The following is a 20,364-nucleotide window of genomic DNA, read 5'->3' as shown; positions in this document are numbered from 1 at the left end:
TATCTCTCGTGCATCAGGAGCAGGAGTCGTCATGAGTTCATCCGCCGCCCCCGCGGACCGGCCTGCCGAGCCCAGGATCGAGCGCTCGCTCACGCTGCATCTGAGCGGTGGCCGGGGCACGGCCGACCCGCATCGGGTCTGCGGCTGGATCGCCCGGGAGCTGGCGGACCGCTGTGGGCCGCACACCCGGATCGCCACCTGGAACAGCCGTGGCCACGACGACGCCGTCCGGGCCGTCGGCAGGGGTGAGGTGCAGGTGGCCCTGGTCGCCCCCGCCGCCTTCGCGGTCGCGGCGCTGGAGGGGAGCGGTGTGTATGCGGACGAGTCCTACCCCGACCTGCGTGCCGTGGGCGTGGTGCCCCGGCAGAGCCGTCTGGTGGCGGCCGTGCACAAGGATCTCGGGATCACCACCTTCGCCGAACTGCGCGAGCACAGGCCGGCGCTGCGGCTCGCCACGTCCTTCGACGACGGTGACCACCATGTGGGCCTGGCCGCGCACGAGGTGTTGACCCGGTCGGGGGTCGACGTCATCGGATGGGGCGGCGAACTGCTGGACAGCGAGCGGCCGTTCGAGTCGCTGGCCCAGGTGAGGGAAGGCCGGGCGAACGCCGTGGTGCAGGAGGCGGTCATGCTGCCGCACTGGCAGGAGATCGGCCGTGACCTGAACTTCCTCGAGATCGAGGAGGACGTCCTGGCCGGGCTCTACGAGGACTTCTGCTGGCCGGCGGCGACCGTGGAGGACGGCTGCTTCCCCGGCCGTGCCGCCTTCCGCACCCTCGACTTCTCCGACTTCCTGGTGCTCACCCGCGCCGATCTCGCCAACGACGTCGCCTACGCCGTCGCATGGATTCTGGGGGAGACGCGGCACGCGCTCGAGGGCCGGCACCACCACCTGGAACCGGACCCGCACCCGGACCGGGAGCGCGGCCCGGTCGTCGGCTGTCCCGTCGACCCCGCCGCCATGGGCCGGACCCCCATCCCCCTGCACACCGGAGCCGCGCGCTACTACCGCGCTCTGCCCGCGTCGTGCACACCCGCGCCCTGACACACCCTCACTTCTGCGGAGGGGCCAGCGTCTTGGCGAGTTCCCACAGGTCGGGGATCGCGGCGATGATGCGCTGGGACGCCTCGGGCGGCAACTGCTCCAGGACCTCGGTGATCGCCTCGTTGAGGCTCTCGTTCACCTCGCTGATCGCCGTGTGCATCTTGCCTGTGGGATGCAGCTCCACATAGCGCTTGTCCTGGGGGTTGGTACGGCGTTCGAGATAGCCGTCACGGGTGAGCTGAGTGACCAGGGTGCTGACGTTGTTGGGCTGCATGCGCAGTGTGGTCGCGACCTCGCGGACGCTGATGCCCGGCTGGCTCTCGACCAGGCGCAGCACTTCGACCTGGGCGAGCGGACGCCTTGATTCGCCGCTGGGAGGCGACTGTCGCTGGTTCATGACCCGGTGCAGCGTCCAGATCACTCGGATCAGCTGCACGGGGTGTTCTTGACTGGGAAGCTCGCTCACCCCATCAGGCTACTTCTAGCCCTAGAGCTTTCACGGCGCACGGCACGGCGGCTTCACGGCCGCACCGCCCGACGACTCTCCCCTCATCCGCCTTCCACCCCGGCCGCCGGCTGTGCTTTGCTGCGGACATGGGCGACGAGGGCCTGGCTCACATGGAGTTGATCGAGCGGTGGCTGCACGGCGAGGTGGTCGACAACACCGTGGGAATCAGGATGCGTGGCGGGCCGTTCCATGGCCGCACCCGCATCGTGGAACTTGACGAGCAACGTCGTCCGCCGGCCAGGCAGCGGGCACTCGGTTCGCTCAAGCGCCCTCCGGCCGACGCATGGCACGTGTACGTGGCCACTCCGGCACCCGACGCTGCGGCAGGCTGGGCATACGAATACGCCGGCACGGAGCCATGTCGGGGCGTGCGATAACTTGCCCGCCATGACCGAGCTCGGACCCGTCGCCTGGCCGCCCGCCCCGATCAGGACCGAGCGGCTGGTGCTCCGCGGGTCCGAGGCCGGGGACCGGGCCGCGTTCATCGAGTTGTTCGCCTCACCGGAGGCGCACACCTACCTCGGCGGCCCTCGACCGCGCGATGAACTCGAGCGCACGGTGCCTGAGGTGCCCGGGCAGCGCCCCGGCTTCTTCGTGATCGATCTCGGCGGAGCGATGATCGGCATGGTCAGGCTCGATCGGCACGACGCGGAGAGTCCGGGGCACATCCGTCCGGATCTCGGGGAGGCCGAACTCGGCTACCTGATCCTGCCGTCGGCGTGGGGACGCGGGTACGGCGCCGAGGCGTGCGCAGCGGCACTCGACTGGTTCGCCGACGCGCTGCCCGGCACGTCGGTGGTGCTGCGTACCCAGACCGCCAACGAGCGCTCGATGCGCCTCGCGGCAGCGCTGGGGTTCACCGAGGTGGAGCGGTTCGAGGACTTCGGCGCCGAGCAGTGGTTCGGCGTGTGGTCCTCGCTCACATCGTCCGGTTGAGCTCGGGCCCGACAGCGCGAAGGATCCACGAGGCCGCCGATCGGGCGTGTTCCGACTGCCTCTGTCGGGCTGCCCCTGTCGGGCTGCCCCTGTCGGGCCGACCCTTTCGGGCGGCCGCACGGCCGCTGCCGCCCGTGTGTTTACTGCCCGTGTGTCTACTGGCGGTCGGCGAGGGCGTGGACAGGGGCCGTTCGCAGGGCCTGACGGGTGGGGAGCTCGACGGTCAGGAAGGCCAGGGCGACGATCGTCAGGACCAGGGCGGGCAGCAGCCAGACCGGTCCCGCGGGCCAGGGGCGGCCCAGGAACCCCACGCCCAGCAGAGCGAGCGGAACCGCCGACAGGGCCAGGCCGGTGCCGAGCGCGGCGGCCGAGATCACCGCGGCCTCGCGGCGCATCATCACGCGGACCTGGCGCGGCGTGGTGCCGTTGAGGCGGAGCGTGGCCAGTTCGGTGCGGCGCTGGGCCGTGGCGGCGACGATCTTGTTGGCGATGCTGAGCAGGAGATAGCCGAGGAGCACGACGATGAGGGCCAGGTTCACCCAGACCTCGGGCGGCGCGTCGCTCAGTCCGCCGTCGGCGGTGTCGGTGGCGGGCCCGACGGTCAGGCCCGGCCGGGACGCGGCGAGGGCGGCGAGGCTGCGGCTCGCGGCGGCAGTGCCGTCGGTGCGTACCAGGATGCTCTGGTCGAGACCCGTGGTCGTGTGACCGGCGGCGAGGTCACGGGAGAGCACGACCGCGCCGAAGCCGAGGCCGCGGCCGTACACGGCGGCGACCCGGGCGGTGACGCGGGCGCCGTCACCGAGGACCAGGGTCACCGGGCGGCCCAACTCCGCGCCGCGCGAGGCGGCGACGTCCGCGCTGACGGCGATCGTGTCGCCGGTGAGCCCGGTCAGGCTGCCGGAGTCCACGTCCAGGTCGAGCACCTTCGCCGCGTCCGGGGTCAGGATCATCGCCGAGCCGGACTCCACCTGTTCGTCGCCGAGCATCCGGTACGGCCACACCACCGTCGTCGTACTGACCGGGGCGGCGGCGCGCACGCCCTCGGTCCGGCGTACGGCGGTCAGCGCGTCGCCGGGCAGGCCGCCGAGGCCCGGTGCGGTCAGCCGCTGCTGGGCGAGGGTGCCGTCGCGGGTCTCCTGCGCGGTGGCGGTCAGCACGGTGGTCTGCGCGAAGGTGTACGTCAGCACGAACACCACGGCCATCGCGAGGGTGCTGACGACTCCCGCGAGACGCAGCGCGTAGCCGCGGACGTTGGACACGGCCAGCCAGGTCGGCGCGGAGCCACCGGACTTCAGCCCCCGGGCCAGCGTGTTGCCGATGCCCCGCACGAGGGCGGGTCCGGCCATCGCCAGGCCGATCGCCCCGAGGATGCCCGAAATGGAGGTCGCGGAGGCGCCGATGGGCGTGCGGGAGAAGAGCGGCGCGGCGGACAGGGTGGTCGCGGCGACGATGGTCAACAGGCCCGCGCCGGTGCGGAACTTCGACGGGTTGCGGGGTTCGCTGCGCGACTCCGCGACCGCCTCGGTGGCCGGCAGCCGCGAGGTGCGCCAGGCCGCGCCGCGCGCCGACGCCTGCACGGCGATGCCCAGGAGGACAACCGTGGCGAGCGCGGGCAGCGGGCTCAAGGTCAGCGGCAGGCCGTCCGGCAGGACCCCGCGGTCCGCCAACCGGCTCCGGAACTCGCCCGCGAGAAGATAGCCGACGGCGACACCGGGTACCGCGGCCACGGCCGCGATGACGCAGGCCTGGGCGGCGGCGAGCCGGCGGATCTGCTTCGGGGTCGCCCCGACCGCCCGCATCAGGGCCAGGTCACGACGCTGCCCGGAGATCGACACCGCCAGCGCGCTCGCCGTCACGAACCCGGTGATGAGCAGGATGATCCCGGACAGCGAACCGGCCAGCAGGATGAGCAGGGAGCGCGCCGCGCCCGCGCCGACCGCCGCGAGGTCGCCCCGGTCGTCGCCCGTGGCCACCACCAGCCCCCTGCCGTTCACCTGATTCCGGATGTCGGCGGCGACCGCGTCGGCGTCCGCTCCCGGCTCTGTGCGCAGGGCGATCAGGTCGACGGTCGCCGAGCGGGGCGAGCCGTCCCGACCGGACAGCTGTGCGGCCGTCGCGTCGGCGAAGAAGATCCCGGCGCCCGGAGCGTCGACCACCGCCGACACCCGATGGACGGCGGCGGACCGGCCGGCCACCACGACCTCGACCCGGTCGCCCACCCCGACCCCCGCGGCGGCCGCCGTGACGCTGTCCACGGCGATCTCGTCCGCACGCTCCGGCCGGCTGCCGTCGACCCGTGGGTCCCGCAGCAGCCCGGTCGACGACCAGCCGTGGCCCGCCGTCCCGGGATCCTCGGTCGGGACGACGGCGCCCCGGCCGTCGACGAGCGCGGCGGGGAAACCGATGTCGCCGACCGCCGTGGCCACGCCCGGCCGCCCCGCCAGCTCGTCGACCAGCTTCGCCGGTACGCGGCCGCGCTCCGGGAGGGCGATCGGCAGGTCGGCGGCCGGACGGTAGTTCTGGTCGGCCGAGACGACGACGTCCGAGCCGGCCAGCCGCCCGGCCGGAAGATGGGACCGGAGCCCGGACTCGGCCAGCACTCCGGTGGCGGTGATCAGGGCCGCGCCACCGAGCACCGCGCAGGCCACGGCCAGCAGCGCGGCGATCCGCTGTCCGGCCATCCGTATCGCGAGAGTGAACATCGCTGCTACACCTTTCCGAGGGCGACGAGACGGCTCGCCAGATCGGGTGCGGTGGGCCGGTCGAGGCTCTCGACCACCCGGCCGTCGGCCATCACCAGCGCCCGGTGCGCCTGAGCAGCGGCCGCCGGATCATGGGTGACCATCACGACCGTCTGCCCCAGTTCGTCGACGATCTCCCGCAGCAGGCCCAGTACCTCGTGGGCGCTGTGCAGATCCAGCGCGCCGGTCGGCTCGTCCGCGAACACGACGGCCGGTCTGGCCACCAACGCCCTGACGATGGCGGCTCGTTGCTGCTGACCGCCGGAGAGTTCGGCCGGCCGGTGCGCGAGCCGTCCCGACAGTCCGACCCGGTCGATCAGCGCCCGCAGCCACTCCTGGTCCGGCGCCTGGCCCGCCAGCCGCAGCGGCAGCGTGATGTTGTCCGCGATGCTCAGCGAGGGGATCAGGTTGTACGACTGGAAAACGAACCCGATGTGCTCGCGGCGCAGTTCGGTACGGCGGGTCTCGTTCAGCCCGGCGATCTCGCGGCCGTCGATCCGGATGCTTCCCGAGGTGGGGGAGTCCAGTCCGGCGGCACAGTGCATCAGGGTGCTCTTGCCCGACCCCGACGGCCCCATCACCGCCAGGAACGTGCCGCGCCGCACGGTGAGGGTCACGTCATCGAGGGCGCGGACGTCCCCCGGATACGTCTTGCTGACCTGCGTCAGCGCGATGGCGGGCGGCGCCTGCTCCGCCGTCCCCGCGGTGCTTCCCTGGGGGACCGGGCGGTCGGCGCCCGCGACGGCCGCGTTCATCGACGGCCCCGCAGCCGCTGCGCGACGAGCGCCGCGACGCAGAGCGCGCTGACCGCGCCGAGCGCCAGGTGGACCTGGGTCGAGGCGGCGGCGTACGAGGCGACCGTGTTGCCGACCGCGCTGATCACCAGCACCGCCCAGAGCAGGACACGCAGAACATCCGCGCGGGTCGCACCGGGTGCGGGCGCCTCAGGCGTGTCGGCGGTGGTGAGGTGGTAGGGGTCGCTGTACGTCATCGGGTGTCCTCCGCCGGAGTCTTCGGGGATCCGGGACCAACTGCCGGGCCGGCCCCGCTGTCATGCCCAGACGCTATGGATCAACGGCCCTCGCGGCCGACCCCGCCTGCCGCCCGGTTCGGGGTACAGCAGGCTGTACCTCCGGGGTCCGGGGCCGCGTTCCGGGGCGCTGAACCTCGTCGAAACGGGATCCGGTCCGGCGGCGAACTCCGGTGCACTCTAAGGTCGTTGGCGAAAGGGGGCCGATGAGGATCCAGCCAGAACCATCAGCTCACCGGCGGACCGGGATCAAAGCCGTCGCGCGCCAGACCGTCGGTGCCGCCGGCGCCGCTCTCGAACAGCTCGCCGGCGCCCTCGGCACCGCGCTGCCGGCCCTGGCCCTGCTGGCCGGTCTGGCGCTCGCCGCGGTGCTCGCGCCGTTCGGCGTGGGGCTGCTCATGGCGCCCGCCCTGCTGCGCGCCCTGCACGCCCTCGCCGCGCGGGAACGCGGTCGGCTCGGCCGCTCGGGCCCCGAGGTCATCGCCCCCGGTCCGGCGCCGACCCGGCTGCGGCTCGCACTCGTCGACCCCACCACCCGGCGGGAGGTGCGCTGGCTGGTGCGCCACGCGACGCTGGGGCTCCTGCTGAGCCTGATCGCCGTCCTGCTCCCGCTCTTCGCGCTCCGCGATCTCCTCTATCCGCTGTACTGGCAGCTGATACCCCAGGACGCGGCCCAGGGCACCTGGCCGGCCGGGAACGCGGCCGCGCACTCCTGGCCGGACGCCCTCGCGGTGGCCCTGACGAGCCTGGCCTGGATCGCGATGCTCCTGGGGCTCACCCCCGGCATGGCCCGGTCGCAGGCGGAACCCGGACGCCGTCTGCTCGCGGCCGGCCCCGAGACGGACCTGTCCCTGCGCGTCGCGGAGCTCACCGCCACCCGGGCCGCCGCCCTGGACGCCCACGCGGCCGAACTGCGCCGCATCGAGCGCTCGCTGCACGACGGCACGCAGAACCGGATCGTCAACGTCACCGTGCTGGTCGGCGCCGCCCGCCGGATGGTCACCCGCGATCCGTCCGGAGCCGAGGAACTCCTCGAACGCGCCCAGAGCGCCGCCGAACAGGCACTGGCCGAACTGCGCTCGGTCTCCCGGAGCATCCTGCCGCCCGTACTGGACGACCGCGGCCTCGAAGGCGCCCTGAGCGGACTGGCCGCCGACTGCCCCGTGCCCTGCCGGATCGACGTCGAGGCGAACGAGCGCTGCGCCGCCTCCGTGGAGGCGACGGCCTACTTCGTCGTCGCCGAGGCGCTGACCAACGTCGCCAAGCACAGCCGGGCCTCGCACGCCACCGTCACGGTCCGCAGCCGCGGCGGCCGACTCCAGATGCGGATCACCGACGACGGCCGCGGCGGCGCGGACGACGCCGGCGGCTCCGGACTCACCGGCATCCGCCGCCGCATCGCGGCACACGACGGAGCCCTCTCCGTGACCAGCCCGCCCGGCGGCCCCACCGTCGTCGCGGTGGAGCTGCCCTGCGGATCCTGACCACCCTCGACACCGCCCGCCCGTGCGGGTCTCGACGACTCTCAAGGTGAACTTTCATGCGGATAGTGATTGCCGAGGACGACCCGCTGCTGCGCGAGGGGCTGGCCCTGCTGCTGCGCGCCGAGGGCCTGGACGTCGTGGCCACCGCCGGGACCGCGGACGCGGCCCTGGCGGCCATCGACGAGCACAAGCCCGACGTGGCCATCCTCGACGTCCGGATGCCGCCGACCCACACCGACGAGGGGATCGTCGCCGCCGTCGAGGCCCGACGCCGCCGGCCCGACCTCGCGGTCCTCGTGCTGTCCGCGTACGTCGAGCAGTCCTTCGCGACGGAACTGCTCGGCAGCGGCGTGGGCCGCCTCGGATACCTCCTGAAGGAACGGGTCGGCCGGGTCGAGGAGTTCCTCGACGCGCTGCGGCGCGTGGCGGACGGCGGCACCGCCATCGACCCCGAGGTCGTCGCCCAACTGTTCACCCGCAGCCGCCGGGACAGCAGACTGGAACGGCTCAGCCCCCGGGAACGCGATGTGCTCGCCCTGATGGCCGAGGGCCTGGGCAACAGTGCCGTCGCCGAACGGCTCGTCGTCACGGACGGCGCCGTCCACAAGCACATCCGCAGCATCTTCGCCAAGCTCGACCTGTCTCCCACCGACCAGGTCGACCGGCGGGTGGCCGCGGTGCTCCGCTACCTGGAGGACGTGCAGCGCCGGAACTGACGGCACGTCAACAGCCGCGCCGGGTAAGGGAGGTAGAGCTGGCTGCACCCGGGTGCGGGGGACAGCACCCCTTGGAACAGGCCCGCTGGCCTGATCGTCGGTCACAGGCAGAGTCCCTAGCGTGGCGGTCACACCGCAAGGGCGGTGCGAAGACCGCGTCACCGAACGCAAGGAGCCCGCGCCTCATGAACGCCACGACCAACGCCAGGACCCGGATCACCACCCGCATCGTGGCCACGAGCGTGCTGGCCGCGCTGGTCGGCACCGCCACCGTGACGGGCGCGGCGAGCGCGACGACCCATGAGCCGGCGTCCGCGGCGGCGTCGACGCCCCTCGACAAGCCTGCACAGGGCGGGAAACTGCAGGACGCGGTGGACGCGATCATGAAGACCGGGACCGTCGGCGTCGTGGCCGAGTCGACCGGCCCGGGCAGCCACCGCTATGCCACCGCCGGGGTGACCGACACCGCCACCGGGGCCCCGGTGCGCCCCGGCGACCGGTTCCGCATGGCCAGCGCCACCAAGACCTTCGTCGCCACCGTCGTGCTGCAACTGGTCGGCGAGGGACGGCTGTCGCTGGACGACACCGTCGAGAAGTGGCTGCCGGGAGTCGTCTCCGGCAACGGCAACGACGGCAGCAAGGTGACCGTACGGCAGCTGCTCCAGCACACCAGCGGGCTGTTCAACTACACGGCGGACTTCCCCCTGCTCGCCGACGTGGACGGCTTCGAGGCCGACCGGTACAGGACCTGGACCGACGAGCAGCTCGTCGCCATCGCGATGCGGCACCAGCCGGACTTCGAGCCCGGCGCCAAGTGGTCGTACTCGAACACCGGTTACATCCTCGCCGGAATGATCATCCAGCAGGTCACCGGCGACACCTGGCAGCAGGAGGTGACCCGGCGCATCATCCGGCCGCTGGGCTTGCGCCACACCGTCGCGCCGACCACGGGCGTCACGATCCCCGGCCGTCATCTGCACGGCTACTCCGACTTCGACGGCTCCGGCGAGACGATCGACACCACCGAGTTCAACCCCACCGCCGGGGGCGCGGCCGGCGCCATGATCGGGACGACCGACGACCTGACCCGCTTCTACTCCGCCCTCCTCGGCGGCCGGCTGCTGCACCCGGCCGAGCTGGCCGAGATGAAGACGACCGTGCCCGCCCCCGACCTGGACGTCGTCTGGCCCGGCGCGCGTTACGGCCTCGGCCTGCTGCGGATCCCCCTCACCTGCGGCGGCTCCTACTACAGCCACCCCGGCGACCTCCCCGGCTACACCACCCGCGACGGCATCAGCGAGGACGGCCGCCGGATCGTCGTCCTGAACGCCACCGGCGACGGCGCCCGCGACCTCTCCACCGAGCAGGCCCAGAACGCCCTCGTCGACCAGGAACTCTGCGCCTCGCGCGAGCGGTGACCGGGGCGGTCCGCCGTCAGGCCACCGGCTTGTCGTGGACCGGGAGATCCGGGTTGCCCGGCCAGACGGCGGACGCGTCGTCGCGGTCCGGGTCGGGCAGACGGACAGGGCGGACGGGGACGACGCGTTCACGTCCGTCCGTGACGGCCGTCCACGGGGCCGGATGGCCGGAGTAGCTCAGCGTGGACAGGACGAAGACGCCGTCGGCGTACACCTCGACGTACTCACCGACGGTCAGGATGCGCAGGGCGGCCGCGGGTTCGGACAGCGCCGCCTCGCCGAGCGGGACTCCGTCGAGCCCGGTGACCGTGAGCTCCTTGCCGTCGCAGCCGACGACGAGGGCGGGCCGGCCGCCGCCGGGGGTTTCGGTGCGCAGGGTGACCTCGACGCGTCCGGAGACGCCGATGTCGCCGACCGCGTGCAGGGCGGCCTGGTCGCTCTCCTCGCCGAGCCAGGCGTCCAGGCCCGGCCACCATTCCAGGCGCGGCGCCGCGCCCGAGGGCGTGACCAGCAGTTTCGGCTGGGCGAGCATGCCACGGCAGCGGTCGCCCGAGTCGGTGAGGCCGACCCGGCGCGGGGTGGTGTGCAGGACGACGCGGGAGCCGTCGGGCGCGACGACGACACGCGGGGCGTAGGAGCCGGTCGGGCCGAGGGGGCCGCGGCGGGTCCAGGGGCCGCGCAGCCCGGGCGCGGTCCATGCCTCGAAGTTCCGGCTCGCGCCGACGGAGCCGAGCAGCAGCCAGCTTCCGTCGTCGAGGCGTTCCAGGACCGGGCACTCCAGTTCGTCGACGTCGCCGGGTGAGACGAGCGGCGGGTGCACCGTCCAGTGCTCCAGATCGTCGGAGGTGGCCCAGGCGACACAGCCGCTGACCTCCACCGGCAGGGCGGCGTCGCTGGCGCAGACGACCATCACCCAGCCGTCCGACTCGTCGTCGCGCACGACGAACGGGTCGCGCCAGCCCATCCGTTCGCCGGTGCGGTACCAGCGCGGGTCCGCCTCGACGACCGGCCCGACGCCGTGGCGGCGCCAGCCGGTGCCGTCGGTGCGGTCGGAGTACGCGAGGCCCACGGACTGGAGCGGCCAGCCTTCGGGGGTGAGGCCGACGACGCCGGTGTAGAACATCGCCATCCCCGCGCCGCCGTGCCGGAACGGATGCATGGTCCAGACGGCCTGCTGGTCGAAGCGGCCGGGCAGACCGTTGCCGAAGACGGTGCCCTGCGGCTGCCACCGGACCAGGTCGGTGGAGGTGGCCCGGCCGTACGAGGTCTCCATGCGCAGATGGTCGAACTCCGTTGTCCAGGGGCCCTGGAGGTGCAGTACCGCATACGTGCCGTCCGCGTCCCGCAGCAGAGCGAAGTCGTTCACACAGAGGCCGGGCGGGGCGTATCGCATGGGCAGTTCCTGTCGGCTCACAGCGCCCAAACGCATGCGCTGAATGTTGATCTCCATCGGATCACTTGAGAATCGGCCCAAGTAAATATGAACGCAAACGCTTGCGCAACGACAGGGTCGGGTTTACGGTCACGTCACTCGCAGATCACACCGACGTGAAATCCCGACGGGAGGAAAGCCCTGTGACGGTCAGCATCAACGACGTCGCCAGCGCCGCAGGTGTCTCCGCGTCCACCGTGTCCCGCGCCCTGCGCGGCCGGGCGGGCGTGTCCGAGGAGGTACGGGCGCAGATCACGGCCGTCGCCGCCGCACTCGGCTACACCGCATCGCGCTCGGCGTCCAGCCTGGCCAGCGGACGCACCTACACCATCGGGGTGGTCGCCCCGTACATCGGCCGTTGGTTCTTCGGCACGGTGCTGGACGCGGCCGAGCAGGTGTTCAGCGCCGCCGGCTACGACGTACTGCTGTACAACCTGGGCTCCCCGGAGACGCGCAAGCGCTTCTTCACCGGGATGCCGGTCCGCAAGCGCGTGGACGCCGTGCTGTCCCTGCTGATTCCCGAGGAGGACGAGGCCGCCGCGCTGCGCTCCCTCGGCGTGCCGCTGGCCACCACGGTCGGCGGAGCCCGCCCCGGCTTCACCGTCGTCGGCATCGACGACCGCGCCGGGACCGAGAGCGCCGTACGGCACCTGGTCAACCTCGGCCACCGCCGGATCGGCATGATCTCCGGGTCCAGCGGGCCGCTGCACTGGACCACCCCCGTCGAGCGACGCCAGGCGTACCTGGACGTCCTGGCCGACGCCGGGATAGAGCACGACCCGGCCCTGGAGGCGGACGGCGACTACACGGTCAAGGGCGGCGAACGGGCCATGACCGAGCTGCTGGCCGCCGCCCGCCCGCCGACCGCCGTGTACGCCCAGTCCGACGAGATGGCGATGGGCGCGCTGCGCGCCCTGCGCCGACACCGGCTGAAGGCACCCGACGACGTGTCCGTCGTCGGCTTCGACGACCACGAACTGGCCGACGTGGTCGGGCTGACCACCGTCGCCCAGCCCGTCGCGGGCCAGGGTGCCGAGGCGGCTCGTCTGCTGCTGCGCCGGCTGGACGAGCCCGACGCCGAACCGCCGGGGCACGTCCGCATGCCCACCCGCCTGGTCCTGCGCGAGACGACCGCGCCACCACGTCCGCGCGGACCGCACTGACCCGCGAGCGCCCCGAGCAGGGCGCTCGCACCCCGGAGCCCCACGCCGGACGGCACCCCGCAGTCCCGCACCCCACCCTCGCCCAGCACTGACGCACGCACCGAAGCACGGAGGCACCGACCCATGAACGCCGGAAACAGAAGGTCCCGCCACGCGGCCCGCACGGGCCTGGCCCTCGCCCTGCCCCTGGCGGCACTCGCCGCCTGCGGCGGAGGCGGCGGCACCGACACCGCCGCCGAGTCCGGCAGCGGCACGGGCACCATCAGCGTCTGGGCCCACCAGGGGCAGAAGAGCGAGGACGCCGCGCTGCAGGCCGCGGTGACCTCCTTCAACTCCTCGCAGAGCAAGGTCAAGGTCGAGCTGAAGCTCATCCCCGCCAACGACTACACCAAGACCATCACCGCCACCGACGCCTCCAAGCTGCCGGACGTCATGGAGTTCGACGGCCCGACCATGGCCAACTTCGTCTACAACAAGAAGCTCGCCCCGGTCGACGGCCATGTGTCCGCCGCGACGCTCGACAACGCCACCGACGCGATCAAGGCGCAGGGCGCGATAGGCGGCAAGCACTACGGCCTGGGCATGTACGACTCGGGCCTCGGCGTCTACGGCAACAAGAAGCTGCTGGACGCGGCCGGGGTGAAGTACCCGACCGGCCTGGCCGACGACTGGACGGCGGCGCAGTTCACCGAAGCCCTCGAGGCGCTCAAGGCCAAGGACTCCGACGGCAAGACCCTCGACCTCCAGGAGGGCAACGGCTACGCGACCGAATGGGGCACCTACGGCTTCGCGCCGATCGTCTGGTCGGCGGGCGGCTCGCTGCTCAAGGACGGCAAGGCGGCCGGCGCCCTCGACACCCCCGCCGTCGTCTCGGCCATGAAGACCTTCCAGTCCTGGAAGACGTACGTCGACCCCAACACCGACGGCAATGCCTTCGCCAAGGGCCGGGTCGCGCTGAGCTGGGTCGGTCACTGGATGTACCCCACGTACAGCGAGGCCCTCGGCGACGACCTCGTCGTCCTGCCGCTGCCCGACTTCGGCAACGGCCCCAAGACCGGCCAGGGCTCGTGGCAGTGGGGCATCGGCGCCGGCACCAAGAACGCCAAGGCCGCCGGCACCTTCCTCGACTCCCTGCTCGACGACACCAACATCACCGCGATGACCACGGCCAACGGCGCGGTGCCGGCCACGAAGACCGCGCTCGCCAAGAGCCCGCTGTACAGGACCGGCGGCCCGCTCCAGCTCTTCGCCGACCAGCTCGCCAAGCCCTGCGGTGACACCGACATCACCAAGTCCTGTGTCGCGGTCACCCGCCCGGTGACCGCCGGATATCCCACGATCACCGCCAAGTTCAGCGAGGCACTGAACTCCGTCTACGGCGGCGCCGACCCGAAGAGCGCCCTGGAGAAGGCCGCCCGCGGCATCGACCAGGACTTCTCGGACAACGCCGGCTACCAGATCCCGTAGACCGCAGGACACATCGGCCGGGGCGGGCGCATACGAGCCGCGCCCGCCCCGCCGGGAACAGGACCGACCCGTGAATTCTGCCGAAACGGCGCAGTCCGCGTCCTCGGACAGGGCGCAGAACCCACCCGTGACCTCGACGAAGCCCGCCGGCGCCGGGCGACCCGCACGATCCACGAAGCCGGGCCGGCCGGCGCGCAGGAACCGCGACCGGATCCACGGGCTGGCCATGTCCGGCCCCGCCCTCGCCGGACTCATCGCTTTCGTCGGCGTACCGTTCGGCTACGCCGTGGTGCTCTCCTTCTACAACGTGCGGCTCGGCTCCCCGCTGCCGCCGACCTTCTTCGGCCTGGAGCAGTACCGGCGGCTGTTCACCGACCCCGACCTGTCCGGCCCCTTCCTGCGGGCCCTGCTCAACAACCTGACTTTCGCCGTGGTCGTCGTCCCGCTGCAGACGAGCCTCGCGCTCGCCCTGGCGATCCTGCTGAACCGCAAGCTGAAGGCGATCGGCCTCTTCCGGTCCCTCTTCTTCATGCCGGTCGTCTTCCCCATGGCGCTGGTCGCCGTCATCTGGCGCCTCATCCTCTCCCGCAGCGACCAGGGCATGCTCAACTCCGCACTGCACGCGGTGAGTTTCGGCAACTGGGGAGCCTTCGACTGGCTCGGCGACTCCGCCACCGCGATGGCCTCGATCATCGTGCTGTCGGTGTGGCAGGGCGTCGGCTTCCAGATGGTCATCCTGCTGGCCGGACTCCAGCAGATACCCACCGAGCTCTACGAGGCGGCCCGCCTCGACCGCGCCACCCGCTGGCAGCAGTTCCGCCATGTCACCCTGCCCGGGATCCACGGCACCCTCGTCTTCGTCGCCACGCTCACCTCGGTGCTGTCCTTCCGGGTCTTCGACCAGGTGTACGTCCTCATCCGCGGCGGCGGACTCGACGAGGACGCCACCCGCACCGTGATGTACCAGGCCGTCACCACCGCCTTCGACCAGAACAACATCGGCCAGGCGTCCGCGATCACCGTCGTCTTCTTCTTGATCGTCGTGGTCCTGACGCTCGTCCAGCGCCGAGTCGTCCGCCCCGGAATCGAGGACTGAGCATGAGTACGAGCATGAGTGCGGGGACGACCCGCCCGCCGCTGCGGCGCTTCCTCGACTACGCCGTGCTCAGCGTGCTGGCGTTCGTCTTCGCACTGCCGGTGATCTACCTGTTCCTGGGCAGCCTCAAGCCCTCCGACGAGGTACTGAACGGCCTGTCCGGTTTCCTCCCCACCCACCTGTCCTTCGACAACTACGCCGCCGTGTTCGACGCCCTCGACTCCGACAGCACCGGCTACTTCTGGCGCTTCATGGGCGTCTCGCTGCTGCTGGCGTTCGTGGTGGTGACCGGCGGGCTGTTCGTCAACTCGATGGCGGCGTACGGACTGTCACGGCTGAAGTGGCGCGGCCAGGAGGCTGTCTTCACCCTCGTCCTGCTGCTGATGCTGGTCCCGTTCGAGTCGGTGGCCGTGCCGCTGTTCTACATGTTCAACGACCAGCGGAACACGCTCCTCATCCAGGCGCTCCCGTTCATCGCCAACGCCTTCTCCGTCTACCAGTTCCACACGTTCTTCCGCACGATCCCGCCGAGCATCGAGGAAGCCGCCCGCATCGACGGCGCCGGACCCTGGCGCACCTTCTTCGCCATCATCGTCCCCATGTCGAAGCCGGCGTTCGCGTCGGTCGCGATCCTCACGTTCCTCACCCAGTGGGGATCCTTCCTGTGGCCGGTCCTGATGGTCTCCGACCCCTCGGTCCGTCCGCTCCCGATGGAGATGAGCGTCTTCCAGGGACAGCTCCCGCCGGACTGGGGTCAGATCCTGGCCTTCGGCGTCCTGCTGGTCCTGCCCGTGCTCGTGGTGTTCGCCTTCTTCCAGCGCTGGTTCGTCCAGGGCGTGGCCAGCTCGGCGGTCAAGGGATGACAGGTCAGGGATGACAGGTCAGGTATGACAGGGCGCTGGGCCTAACCGGCGGAGCAGAGGCCGTCGATCGGGCAGAACATCACCCACGTGAAGTTGTAGCCGGTCCGGATGGTCACGGGATTCGGCGTGGGACCGTCGTTGATGGCGGACCCCGGGTCGGGGGTGGCGGTGAAGGTGACCGTGGTGCCGACCTCGAAGGTCGCGGTGCAGGGGCCGCTCGGAGACGGCTGGGGTTGGTTCTCCGCGTACGGGTCCCATGCCGACGTGTGGCAGTTGATCCCGGCGGGCTGGCTGGTGATGGTTCCGCCGCCCCAGCCGTCGGTGACCCACGCGGACAGTTCAGCGGTGGACTGAGCCTGAACCGGGGCTGCGGAGGCGATCGCCGCGGCCGTCGCGAGTGCGGTCACGACTCCCGCCGCACGCCAGGTGCCCGTTCTGTTCTTCCCCATGGGAGGCTCCTCGGATCGGATCAGAGATCGACCCCTTCGACCAGCCTATTCGTCTCCTCGGGGACCTGCTACAGGAGGCGCGTTCGGCCGGCCCGGCATGCTGCGGCATGCCGGGCCGGCCGAACGGGCTCCTTCCACGGGAGCGCGACGGGCAGGACTCTCAGTCGCGGGTCGGAGGCGTGTAGAAGTCGCCGACGGATGTCCAGACGCCGTTCTTCACGACCACGCGCTGCACGCTGCGCGTGCCGAGATGGTCGCTCGCGCTGAACTTCATCACCGGCGACACCCCGGGATCGACCGAGGACGCCTTCTGGTACGCCGCGGTGATGGCCTGGGACGTGACCGGCCCCTTGACGGTCTTCGCGATCTCGGCGAACACCTTCGCGTTGCTCCAGCCCCACAGGGCGAGGAAGCCCGCGTCCTGACCGGGCTCGTACTTGGCCATCGCGGTCCGGAACTCCTGCACCGCGGGGTCCGGGTCCGAGGGAGCCTTCACCAGCTGTACGGCCTTGAGGCCCTCGGCCGCGTCCTTGGCCAGCGCGACCGTCGACTCGGCGGCCACCGGCGCGTATGCGTAGGTGGGCAGGGACAGCCCCTGGAGCTTGGCCTCCTTGAGGAAGGCGGCCGCCTCGGGGGAGGTGAGGATCACGATCACCGCCTGGGTCTTCGCGGCCTTCACCTTGCTGATCACCGGTGTGTAGTCGGTGGTCTGGTACTTCACCGCCAGCCGCTCCACCTCGACCGACGGGTCGACCTTCTTCGCGACGGGCTCCACCTGCTTGGCCACGTTCACGAAGGCCGCCGGGTCGCTGTGCACGACGAGGATCTTCTTCGCCCCGTCCTGCACCGCCCAGGCGGCGATCGCCGCGGCCTGGTCCTCATAGAGGGTCTGGGTGCCGAACAGCCCGGCCCGCGGCGGCTTGTACCAGGACTCGGTACCGCCGACCTCGTTGAGGACCGGCACCTTGGACTGATTGAGGACGAACGGGAAGGCAGCCTCCGCCTGCGCGGTGCCGTTCGCGTTGACGATGGCCACGACCTTGTCCTGGCCCACCAGTTCACGTGCGATCTGCACGGTCTGCTGGGGGTCGGCCGCGTTGTCCTTCACGGTCCACTTGATCTTGCGGCCGTTGACGCCCCCGGATGCGTTGAGCATCTTGAAGTACGCGTCGGCGCCCGCCCTCTCCGCCACGCCGTACGTGGCGGTCGCGCCGGTGAGCGGGAGCCACGCGCCGATGTGGATCTCGGAGGAGCTGCCACCGGCCGCTGCGGAGTCCTCCCCGGCACATGCGTTGGCGGTCAGCGCCACCACGGCCAGTACGGCCGTGGCTCCCGCTGCTCGGCGGAATCTTCTTATTGTCCGGAACACGGTCCACCTCGTTCACAACGGGAGATCACAACGGGAGTGCACATCACGAGTTCACACTGGGAGTTCACGCTGGGAGTTCACACGGGGAGTTCAGTTCACTCGGGAGGTCCGGGCGGAGGCCGCCGCGGTCGGGGCGGCTGCCAGGCCGCCGCTGAAGTACGCCGTTTCCGCCAGGGCCGCGAACTCGGGGTCGTCCGGCCGCCCGTGGGCCGCGACGACGCCCTCGTGCAGCACGGCCACCTCGTGGCACACCGACATGGCCCGGCTGAGCAGTTGTTCGAGCAGTACGACGGTCAGGCCGTCGTGGGCCAGCCTGGCGAGCCGGTCGTACACCTCGTCGACCAGGGCGGGGGCCAGCCCGAGCGCCGGTTCGTCGACGATCAGGACGTCCGGCTCCACGATCAGGGCCCGGGCGATCGCGAGCATCTGCTGCTCGCCGCCGGACAGCCCGCCGGCCGACGCGGACATCCGGTCGCGCAGCCGCACCGGGAGCCAATCGACGGTCTCCTCCAGCCGTTCGCGCAGCGGCGCACCGGTGATGCCCGCCGCGTACGCCGCGACTTCGAGGTTCTCGCGCAGGGACAGCGTCTTGAACAGGGCCCGTCCCTCGGGCGCCAGGCTGGTGCGGACCACTCCGCCCGTCTCCCGGTCGCCGCGGGCCGGTTCGAGCGAGCCGTGCAGGATGCCGGCCAGCGTGCTCTTGCCCGCTCCGTTGGCTCCGGCGATGCCCAGCACGACCCCTTGGCGGACGTCGAGGTCGACGTCGCGCAGCGCGACCACGCCGCCGTAGGTGTGGCCGACCCCGTGCAGCCGGATCATGCTCCGTTCGCCCACGCGCTCGGGCGGCCGCGTCCTGCCGTCGACCGTCCCCAGGTACGACGACCGCACCTTCGGATCCTCCAGAACGGTGTCCGGGGTGCCCTCGCCGATCGTGCGGCCGAAGTCGAAGGCGAGCACCCGGTGGGCGACGGAGAAGAGGTCGTCGAGGACGTGGTCGATGACCACCACGGCGGTGCCGTCGGCCTGCAGCCGCCTGATGTGCCCTGCCAGCAGGGCCCGTTCGCTCGAGTCCAGGCCGCCGAACGGCTCGTCCAGGACCAGCAGTCTCGGCTCCCCGGCCATCGCGCGGGCCAGGTCGAGACGCTTCTGCAGGCCGAACGGCAGCTCCCCGGGGCGGCGGTCGGCCATGTCCGCCAGGCCGACGGAGTGCAGCAGCCGCGTGACATCGGCCCGGTCCCGGGCGGTGATCCGGCGGCGGGTGCACAACACGTTCTCCGCGACGGTGAGTTCGGAGAACACCTCCGCGTGCTGGAACGTGCGGCCGATGCCCAGCCGCCGCCGTGCGGTGGCCCTGGCCTTCAGCAGCGGCCGGCCGGCGAAGTCGGCGGTCCCGCTCACCTTGCCGTTGCCGGTCAGCCCGGACAGTGCGTTCAACAGGGTCGTCTTTCCTGCCCCGTTGGGCCCGATGACCGCCAGGATCTCGTTCTGCCGCAGGGACAGCGAGGCGTCCTCCAGGGCTTTGAGCCCCCCGTAGGAGACCGACACGTGCTCCAGGCGCAGCAGGACGGGGTCGTCGCCGGTCGCCTCGGACGGCGGCCGGGGTGACTCGACCGGCGTGCGGTCCGCCGACGCTTCGGCGGGCGACGGCGACGGTGCCGGGACTTCGGCGTCCGGCCCTGGCAGCACGCGCTGCAGGACGATTCGCGCGGGCCTGGCGAGGAACGGCACGACGCCACCCGGCAGGAAGAGGAGCACCGCGATCAGTACGAGGCCCTGCACGACCGGCTGGGGCAGTCCGACGGCGGACGACAGCGAAGGGTTCCAGGTGAGGTAGATGCCGCCGGCCACGGCGCCGACGATGGTGCCGACCCCGCCGAGCACGCACGCCGCGATCAGCGAGATGCCCAGGGTCAGCGAGAACGGATCCGGGCTGACGAACCCGGTGAGCAGCCCGAGCAGCACGCCCGCGAAGCAGGTGGCCGCCCCGCTCACCGCGAACGACAGCGCCGACTGCGCCTCCGGCGCGATGCCGATCGTACGGGCGGCCAGGGGGTGCGACTTGGCGGCCACCAGGCGCATCCGCAGCCCCGAGGCGGCGGCCGGCACGGCCAGCGCCAGCACCACGGCCGCCGCCCCGACCGCGAGGTACTGCGCATCGGTGCCGCCGCCCGCGAGGGTGCCCAGGCCGAGCGCGCTGCGCAACTGGATCACCGGCACGCCCTGGTCGCCGCCGGTCACGCTGCTCCAGCGGTTGATCAGCTCCAGGGTGACCGTGGTGAACGCGAGGGTCAGCAGGGCGATGTAGAGCACCGAGAACCTGGCGCCCGCGTACCCCAGGAAGGCGCCCAGGGCGGCGCCGGTGGCGACGGCGCCGAGGACCACCGTCTCCAGGGACCAGTCGTGGCCGCTGCCGTACGCGGCGAAGTAGGCGCCGATGGCGAAGAAGGCGGGGTGGCCGACCGACCAGATGCCGGACCAGCCGGCGAGCAGGCCGACCGACAGCACGACGATCGTGTACACCGCCGCGAGCCCCACCGAGTACATCTGGTAGGCGGGGATCGCGCCGGCGGCCATGAACGCCATGAGCACCGCGCCGGCGGCCGGGCCCAGGGCGGCCCTCGCCAGGAGGGAATGGTTGAAGACCATG

At 71.9% G+C, this 20,364-nt stretch carries 18 protein-coding genes; 10 read left to right on the top strand and 8 right to left on the bottom strand.

What is annotated here, in order from left to right; translation table 11 throughout:
- The first annotated feature begins 31 nt into the window (after nucleotides 1-31).
- Complete coding sequence (locus ACWD4O_RS28770; RefSeq protein ID WP_451284181.1) at nucleotides 32-1,045, top strand: TAXI family TRAP transporter solute-binding subunit; 1,014 nt, start codon at nucleotides 32-34, stop codon at nucleotides 1,043-1,045.
- 7 nt (nucleotides 1,046-1,052) lie between these two features.
- On the opposite strand, the gene ACWD4O_RS28765 is transcribed toward ACWD4O_RS28770, so the two are convergent.
- The gene (locus tag ACWD4O_RS28765; RefSeq protein ID WP_451284179.1) at nucleotides 1,053-1,511 is read right to left on the bottom strand and encodes a MarR family winged helix-turn-helix transcriptional regulator; all 459 of its coding nucleotides are present in this window, start codon (nucleotides 1,509-1,511) and stop codon (nucleotides 1,053-1,055) included.
- Nucleotides 1,512-1,639: 128 nt separating this feature from the next.
- On the opposite strand from ACWD4O_RS28765, the gene ACWD4O_RS28760 reads away from it, so the two are divergent.
- Nucleotides 1,640-1,930: a hypothetical protein gene (locus tag ACWD4O_RS28760; RefSeq protein WP_451284177.1), complete on the top strand. Its 291-nt coding sequence runs from the start codon at nucleotides 1,640-1,642 to the stop codon at nucleotides 1,928-1,930.
- A gap of 10 nt (nucleotides 1,931-1,940) precedes the next feature.
- Nucleotides 1,941-2,489 (top strand): GNAT family N-acetyltransferase, encoded by a 549-nt coding sequence (locus ACWD4O_RS28755; protein ID WP_451284175.1) that lies wholly within the window; start codon nucleotides 1,941-1,943, stop codon nucleotides 2,487-2,489.
- Between the two features lie 155 nt (nucleotides 2,490-2,644).
- On the opposite strand, the gene ACWD4O_RS28750 is transcribed toward ACWD4O_RS28755, so the two are convergent.
- Genes ACWD4O_RS28750 through ACWD4O_RS28740 form a run of 3 tightly spaced genes read right to left on the bottom strand, consistent with a single transcriptional unit; the run spans nucleotide 2,645 to nucleotide 6,221 of the window.
- On the bottom strand, nucleotides 2,645-5,191 hold the full coding sequence (locus ACWD4O_RS28750) for an ABC transporter permease (protein WP_451284173.1): 2,547 nt from the start codon (nucleotides 5,189-5,191) through the stop codon (nucleotides 2,645-2,647).
- Nucleotides 5,192-5,196: 5 nt separating this feature from the next.
- Nucleotides 5,197-5,985 (bottom strand): ABC transporter ATP-binding protein, encoded by a 789-nt coding sequence (locus ACWD4O_RS28745; RefSeq protein ID WP_451284171.1) that lies wholly within the window; start codon nucleotides 5,983-5,985, stop codon nucleotides 5,197-5,199.
- Nucleotides 5,982-6,221 carry a hypothetical protein gene (locus ACWD4O_RS28740; RefSeq protein WP_451284169.1) on the bottom strand — a complete coding sequence of 80 codons (240 nt, stop codon included), beginning with the start codon at nucleotides 6,219-6,221 and terminating at the stop codon, nucleotides 5,982-5,984. Before ACWD4O_RS28740 ends, ACWD4O_RS28745 begins: the two co-directional genes overlap by 4 nt.
- A gap of 245 nt (nucleotides 6,222-6,466) precedes the next feature.
- On the opposite strand from ACWD4O_RS28740, the gene ACWD4O_RS28735 reads away from it, so the two are divergent.
- The 3 genes from ACWD4O_RS28735 to ACWD4O_RS28725 all read left to right on the top strand — a co-directional run bounded on the left by ACWD4O_RS28735 (nucleotide 6,467) and on the right by ACWD4O_RS28725 (nucleotide 9,878).
- Nucleotides 6,467-7,744: a sensor histidine kinase gene (locus tag ACWD4O_RS28735; protein ID WP_451284167.1), complete on the top strand. Its 1,278-nt coding sequence runs from the start codon at nucleotides 6,467-6,469 to the stop codon at nucleotides 7,742-7,744.
- A 56-nt stretch (nucleotides 7,745-7,800) separates the two neighbouring features.
- Nucleotides 7,801-8,460 (top strand): response regulator transcription factor, encoded by a 660-nt coding sequence (locus ACWD4O_RS28730; RefSeq protein ID WP_351920808.1) that lies wholly within the window; start codon nucleotides 7,801-7,803, stop codon nucleotides 8,458-8,460.
- Nucleotides 8,461-8,645: 185 nt separating this feature from the next.
- Nucleotides 8,646-9,878, top strand: coding sequence for a serine hydrolase domain-containing protein (locus ACWD4O_RS28725; RefSeq protein ID WP_451284165.1), 1,233 nt, complete (start codon nucleotides 8,646-8,648; stop codon nucleotides 9,876-9,878).
- 16 nt (nucleotides 9,879-9,894) lie between these two features.
- Here the strand turns inward: ACWD4O_RS28725 and ACWD4O_RS28720 are convergent, their stop codons facing one another.
- Nucleotides 9,895-11,271 (bottom strand): mucin-1, encoded by a 1,377-nt coding sequence (locus ACWD4O_RS28720; RefSeq protein WP_451284163.1) that lies wholly within the window; start codon nucleotides 11,269-11,271, stop codon nucleotides 9,895-9,897.
- Nucleotides 11,272-11,453: 182 nt separating this feature from the next.
- Between ACWD4O_RS28720 and ACWD4O_RS28715 the strand changes: the two genes are divergently transcribed.
- The 4 genes from ACWD4O_RS28715 (at nucleotide 11,454) to ACWD4O_RS28700 (ending at nucleotide 15,899) form a co-directional block, all read left to right on the top strand.
- A complete protein-coding gene (locus ACWD4O_RS28715) occupies nucleotides 11,454-12,473 on the top strand; it encodes a LacI family DNA-binding transcriptional regulator (RefSeq protein ID WP_451284161.1) in 1,020 nt (339 codons plus the stop codon).
- A gap of 123 nt (nucleotides 12,474-12,596) precedes the next feature.
- Nucleotides 12,597-13,940 carry an ABC transporter substrate-binding protein gene (locus ACWD4O_RS28710; RefSeq protein WP_451284159.1) on the top strand — a complete coding sequence of 448 codons (1,344 nt, stop codon included), beginning with the start codon at nucleotides 12,597-12,599 and terminating at the stop codon, nucleotides 13,938-13,940.
- 70 nt (nucleotides 13,941-14,010) lie between these two features.
- Complete coding sequence (locus tag ACWD4O_RS28705) at nucleotides 14,011-15,036, top strand: carbohydrate ABC transporter permease (protein ID WP_451284157.1); 1,026 nt, start codon at nucleotides 14,011-14,013, stop codon at nucleotides 15,034-15,036.
- A 2-nt stretch (nucleotides 15,037-15,038) separates the two neighbouring features.
- Complete coding sequence (locus tag ACWD4O_RS28700; protein WP_451284155.1) at nucleotides 15,039-15,899, top strand: carbohydrate ABC transporter permease; 861 nt, start codon at nucleotides 15,039-15,041, stop codon at nucleotides 15,897-15,899.
- A 41-nt stretch (nucleotides 15,900-15,940) separates the two neighbouring features.
- Here the strand turns inward: ACWD4O_RS28700 and ACWD4O_RS28695 are convergent, their stop codons facing one another.
- The 3 genes from ACWD4O_RS28695 to ACWD4O_RS28685 form a co-directional block, all read right to left on the bottom strand.
- Nucleotides 15,941-16,348, bottom strand: a complete 408-nt coding sequence (locus tag ACWD4O_RS28695) for a hypothetical protein (RefSeq protein ID WP_451284153.1) — start codon at nucleotides 16,346-16,348, stop codon at nucleotides 15,941-15,943.
- A 160-nt stretch (nucleotides 16,349-16,508) separates the two neighbouring features.
- Nucleotides 16,509-17,717: an ABC transporter substrate-binding protein gene (locus tag ACWD4O_RS28690; protein WP_451284151.1), complete on the bottom strand. Its 1,209-nt coding sequence runs from the start codon at nucleotides 17,715-17,717 to the stop codon at nucleotides 16,509-16,511.
- A gap of 90 nt (nucleotides 17,718-17,807) precedes the next feature.
- Nucleotides 17,808-20,363: a branched-chain amino acid ABC transporter ATP-binding protein/permease gene (locus ACWD4O_RS28685; protein WP_451284150.1), complete on the bottom strand. Its 2,556-nt coding sequence runs from the start codon at nucleotides 20,361-20,363 to the stop codon at nucleotides 17,808-17,810.
- Nucleotide 20,364 lies beyond the last annotated feature (1 nt).

The sequence above is a fragment of the Streptomyces sp. NPDC002623 genome (assembly GCF_053592635.1).
The sequence above is the reverse complement of the archived record's forward strand: the minus strand, read 5'-3'. Positions and strand labels throughout refer to the sequence as shown.

Coding starts and splice junctions, on each gene's coding strand:
- ACWD4O_RS28735 (WP_451284167.1), top strand. CDS start 6,467: ATGAGGATCCAGCCAGAACCATCAGCTCACCGGCGGACCGGGATCAAA.
- ACWD4O_RS28685 (WP_451284150.1), bottom strand. CDS start 20,363: ATGGTCTTCAACCATTCCCTCCTGGCGAGGGCCGCCCTGGGCCCGGCC.
- ACWD4O_RS28755 (WP_451284175.1), top strand. CDS start 1,941: ATGACCGAGCTCGGACCCGTCGCCTGGCCGCCCGCCCCGATCAGGACC.
- ACWD4O_RS28770 (WP_451284181.1), top strand. CDS start 32: ATGAGTTCATCCGCCGCCCCCGCGGACCGGCCTGCCGAGCCCAGGATC.
- ACWD4O_RS28720 (WP_451284163.1), bottom strand. CDS start 11,271: ATGCGATACGCCCCGCCCGGCCTCTGTGTGAACGACTTCGCTCTGCTG.
- ACWD4O_RS28740 (WP_451284169.1), bottom strand. CDS start 6,221: ATGACGTACAGCGACCCCTACCACCTCACCACCGCCGACACGCCTGAG.
- ACWD4O_RS28730 (WP_351920808.1), top strand. CDS start 7,801: ATGCGGATAGTGATTGCCGAGGACGACCCGCTGCTGCGCGAGGGGCTG.
- ACWD4O_RS28760 (WP_451284177.1), top strand. CDS start 1,640: ATGGGCGACGAGGGCCTGGCTCACATGGAGTTGATCGAGCGGTGGCTG.
- ACWD4O_RS28700 (WP_451284155.1), top strand. CDS start 15,039: ATGAGTACGAGCATGAGTGCGGGGACGACCCGCCCGCCGCTGCGGCGC.
- ACWD4O_RS28710 (WP_451284159.1), top strand. CDS start 12,597: ATGAACGCCGGAAACAGAAGGTCCCGCCACGCGGCCCGCACGGGCCTG.
- ACWD4O_RS28725 (WP_451284165.1), top strand. CDS start 8,646: ATGAACGCCACGACCAACGCCAGGACCCGGATCACCACCCGCATCGTG.
- ACWD4O_RS28695 (WP_451284153.1), bottom strand. CDS start 16,348: ATGGGGAAGAACAGAACGGGCACCTGGCGTGCGGCGGGAGTCGTGACC.
- ACWD4O_RS28745 (WP_451284171.1), bottom strand. CDS start 5,985: ATGAACGCGGCCGTCGCGGGCGCCGACCGCCCGGTCCCCCAGGGAAGC.
- ACWD4O_RS28750 (WP_451284173.1), bottom strand. CDS start 5,191: ATGTTCACTCTCGCGATACGGATGGCCGGACAGCGGATCGCCGCGCTG.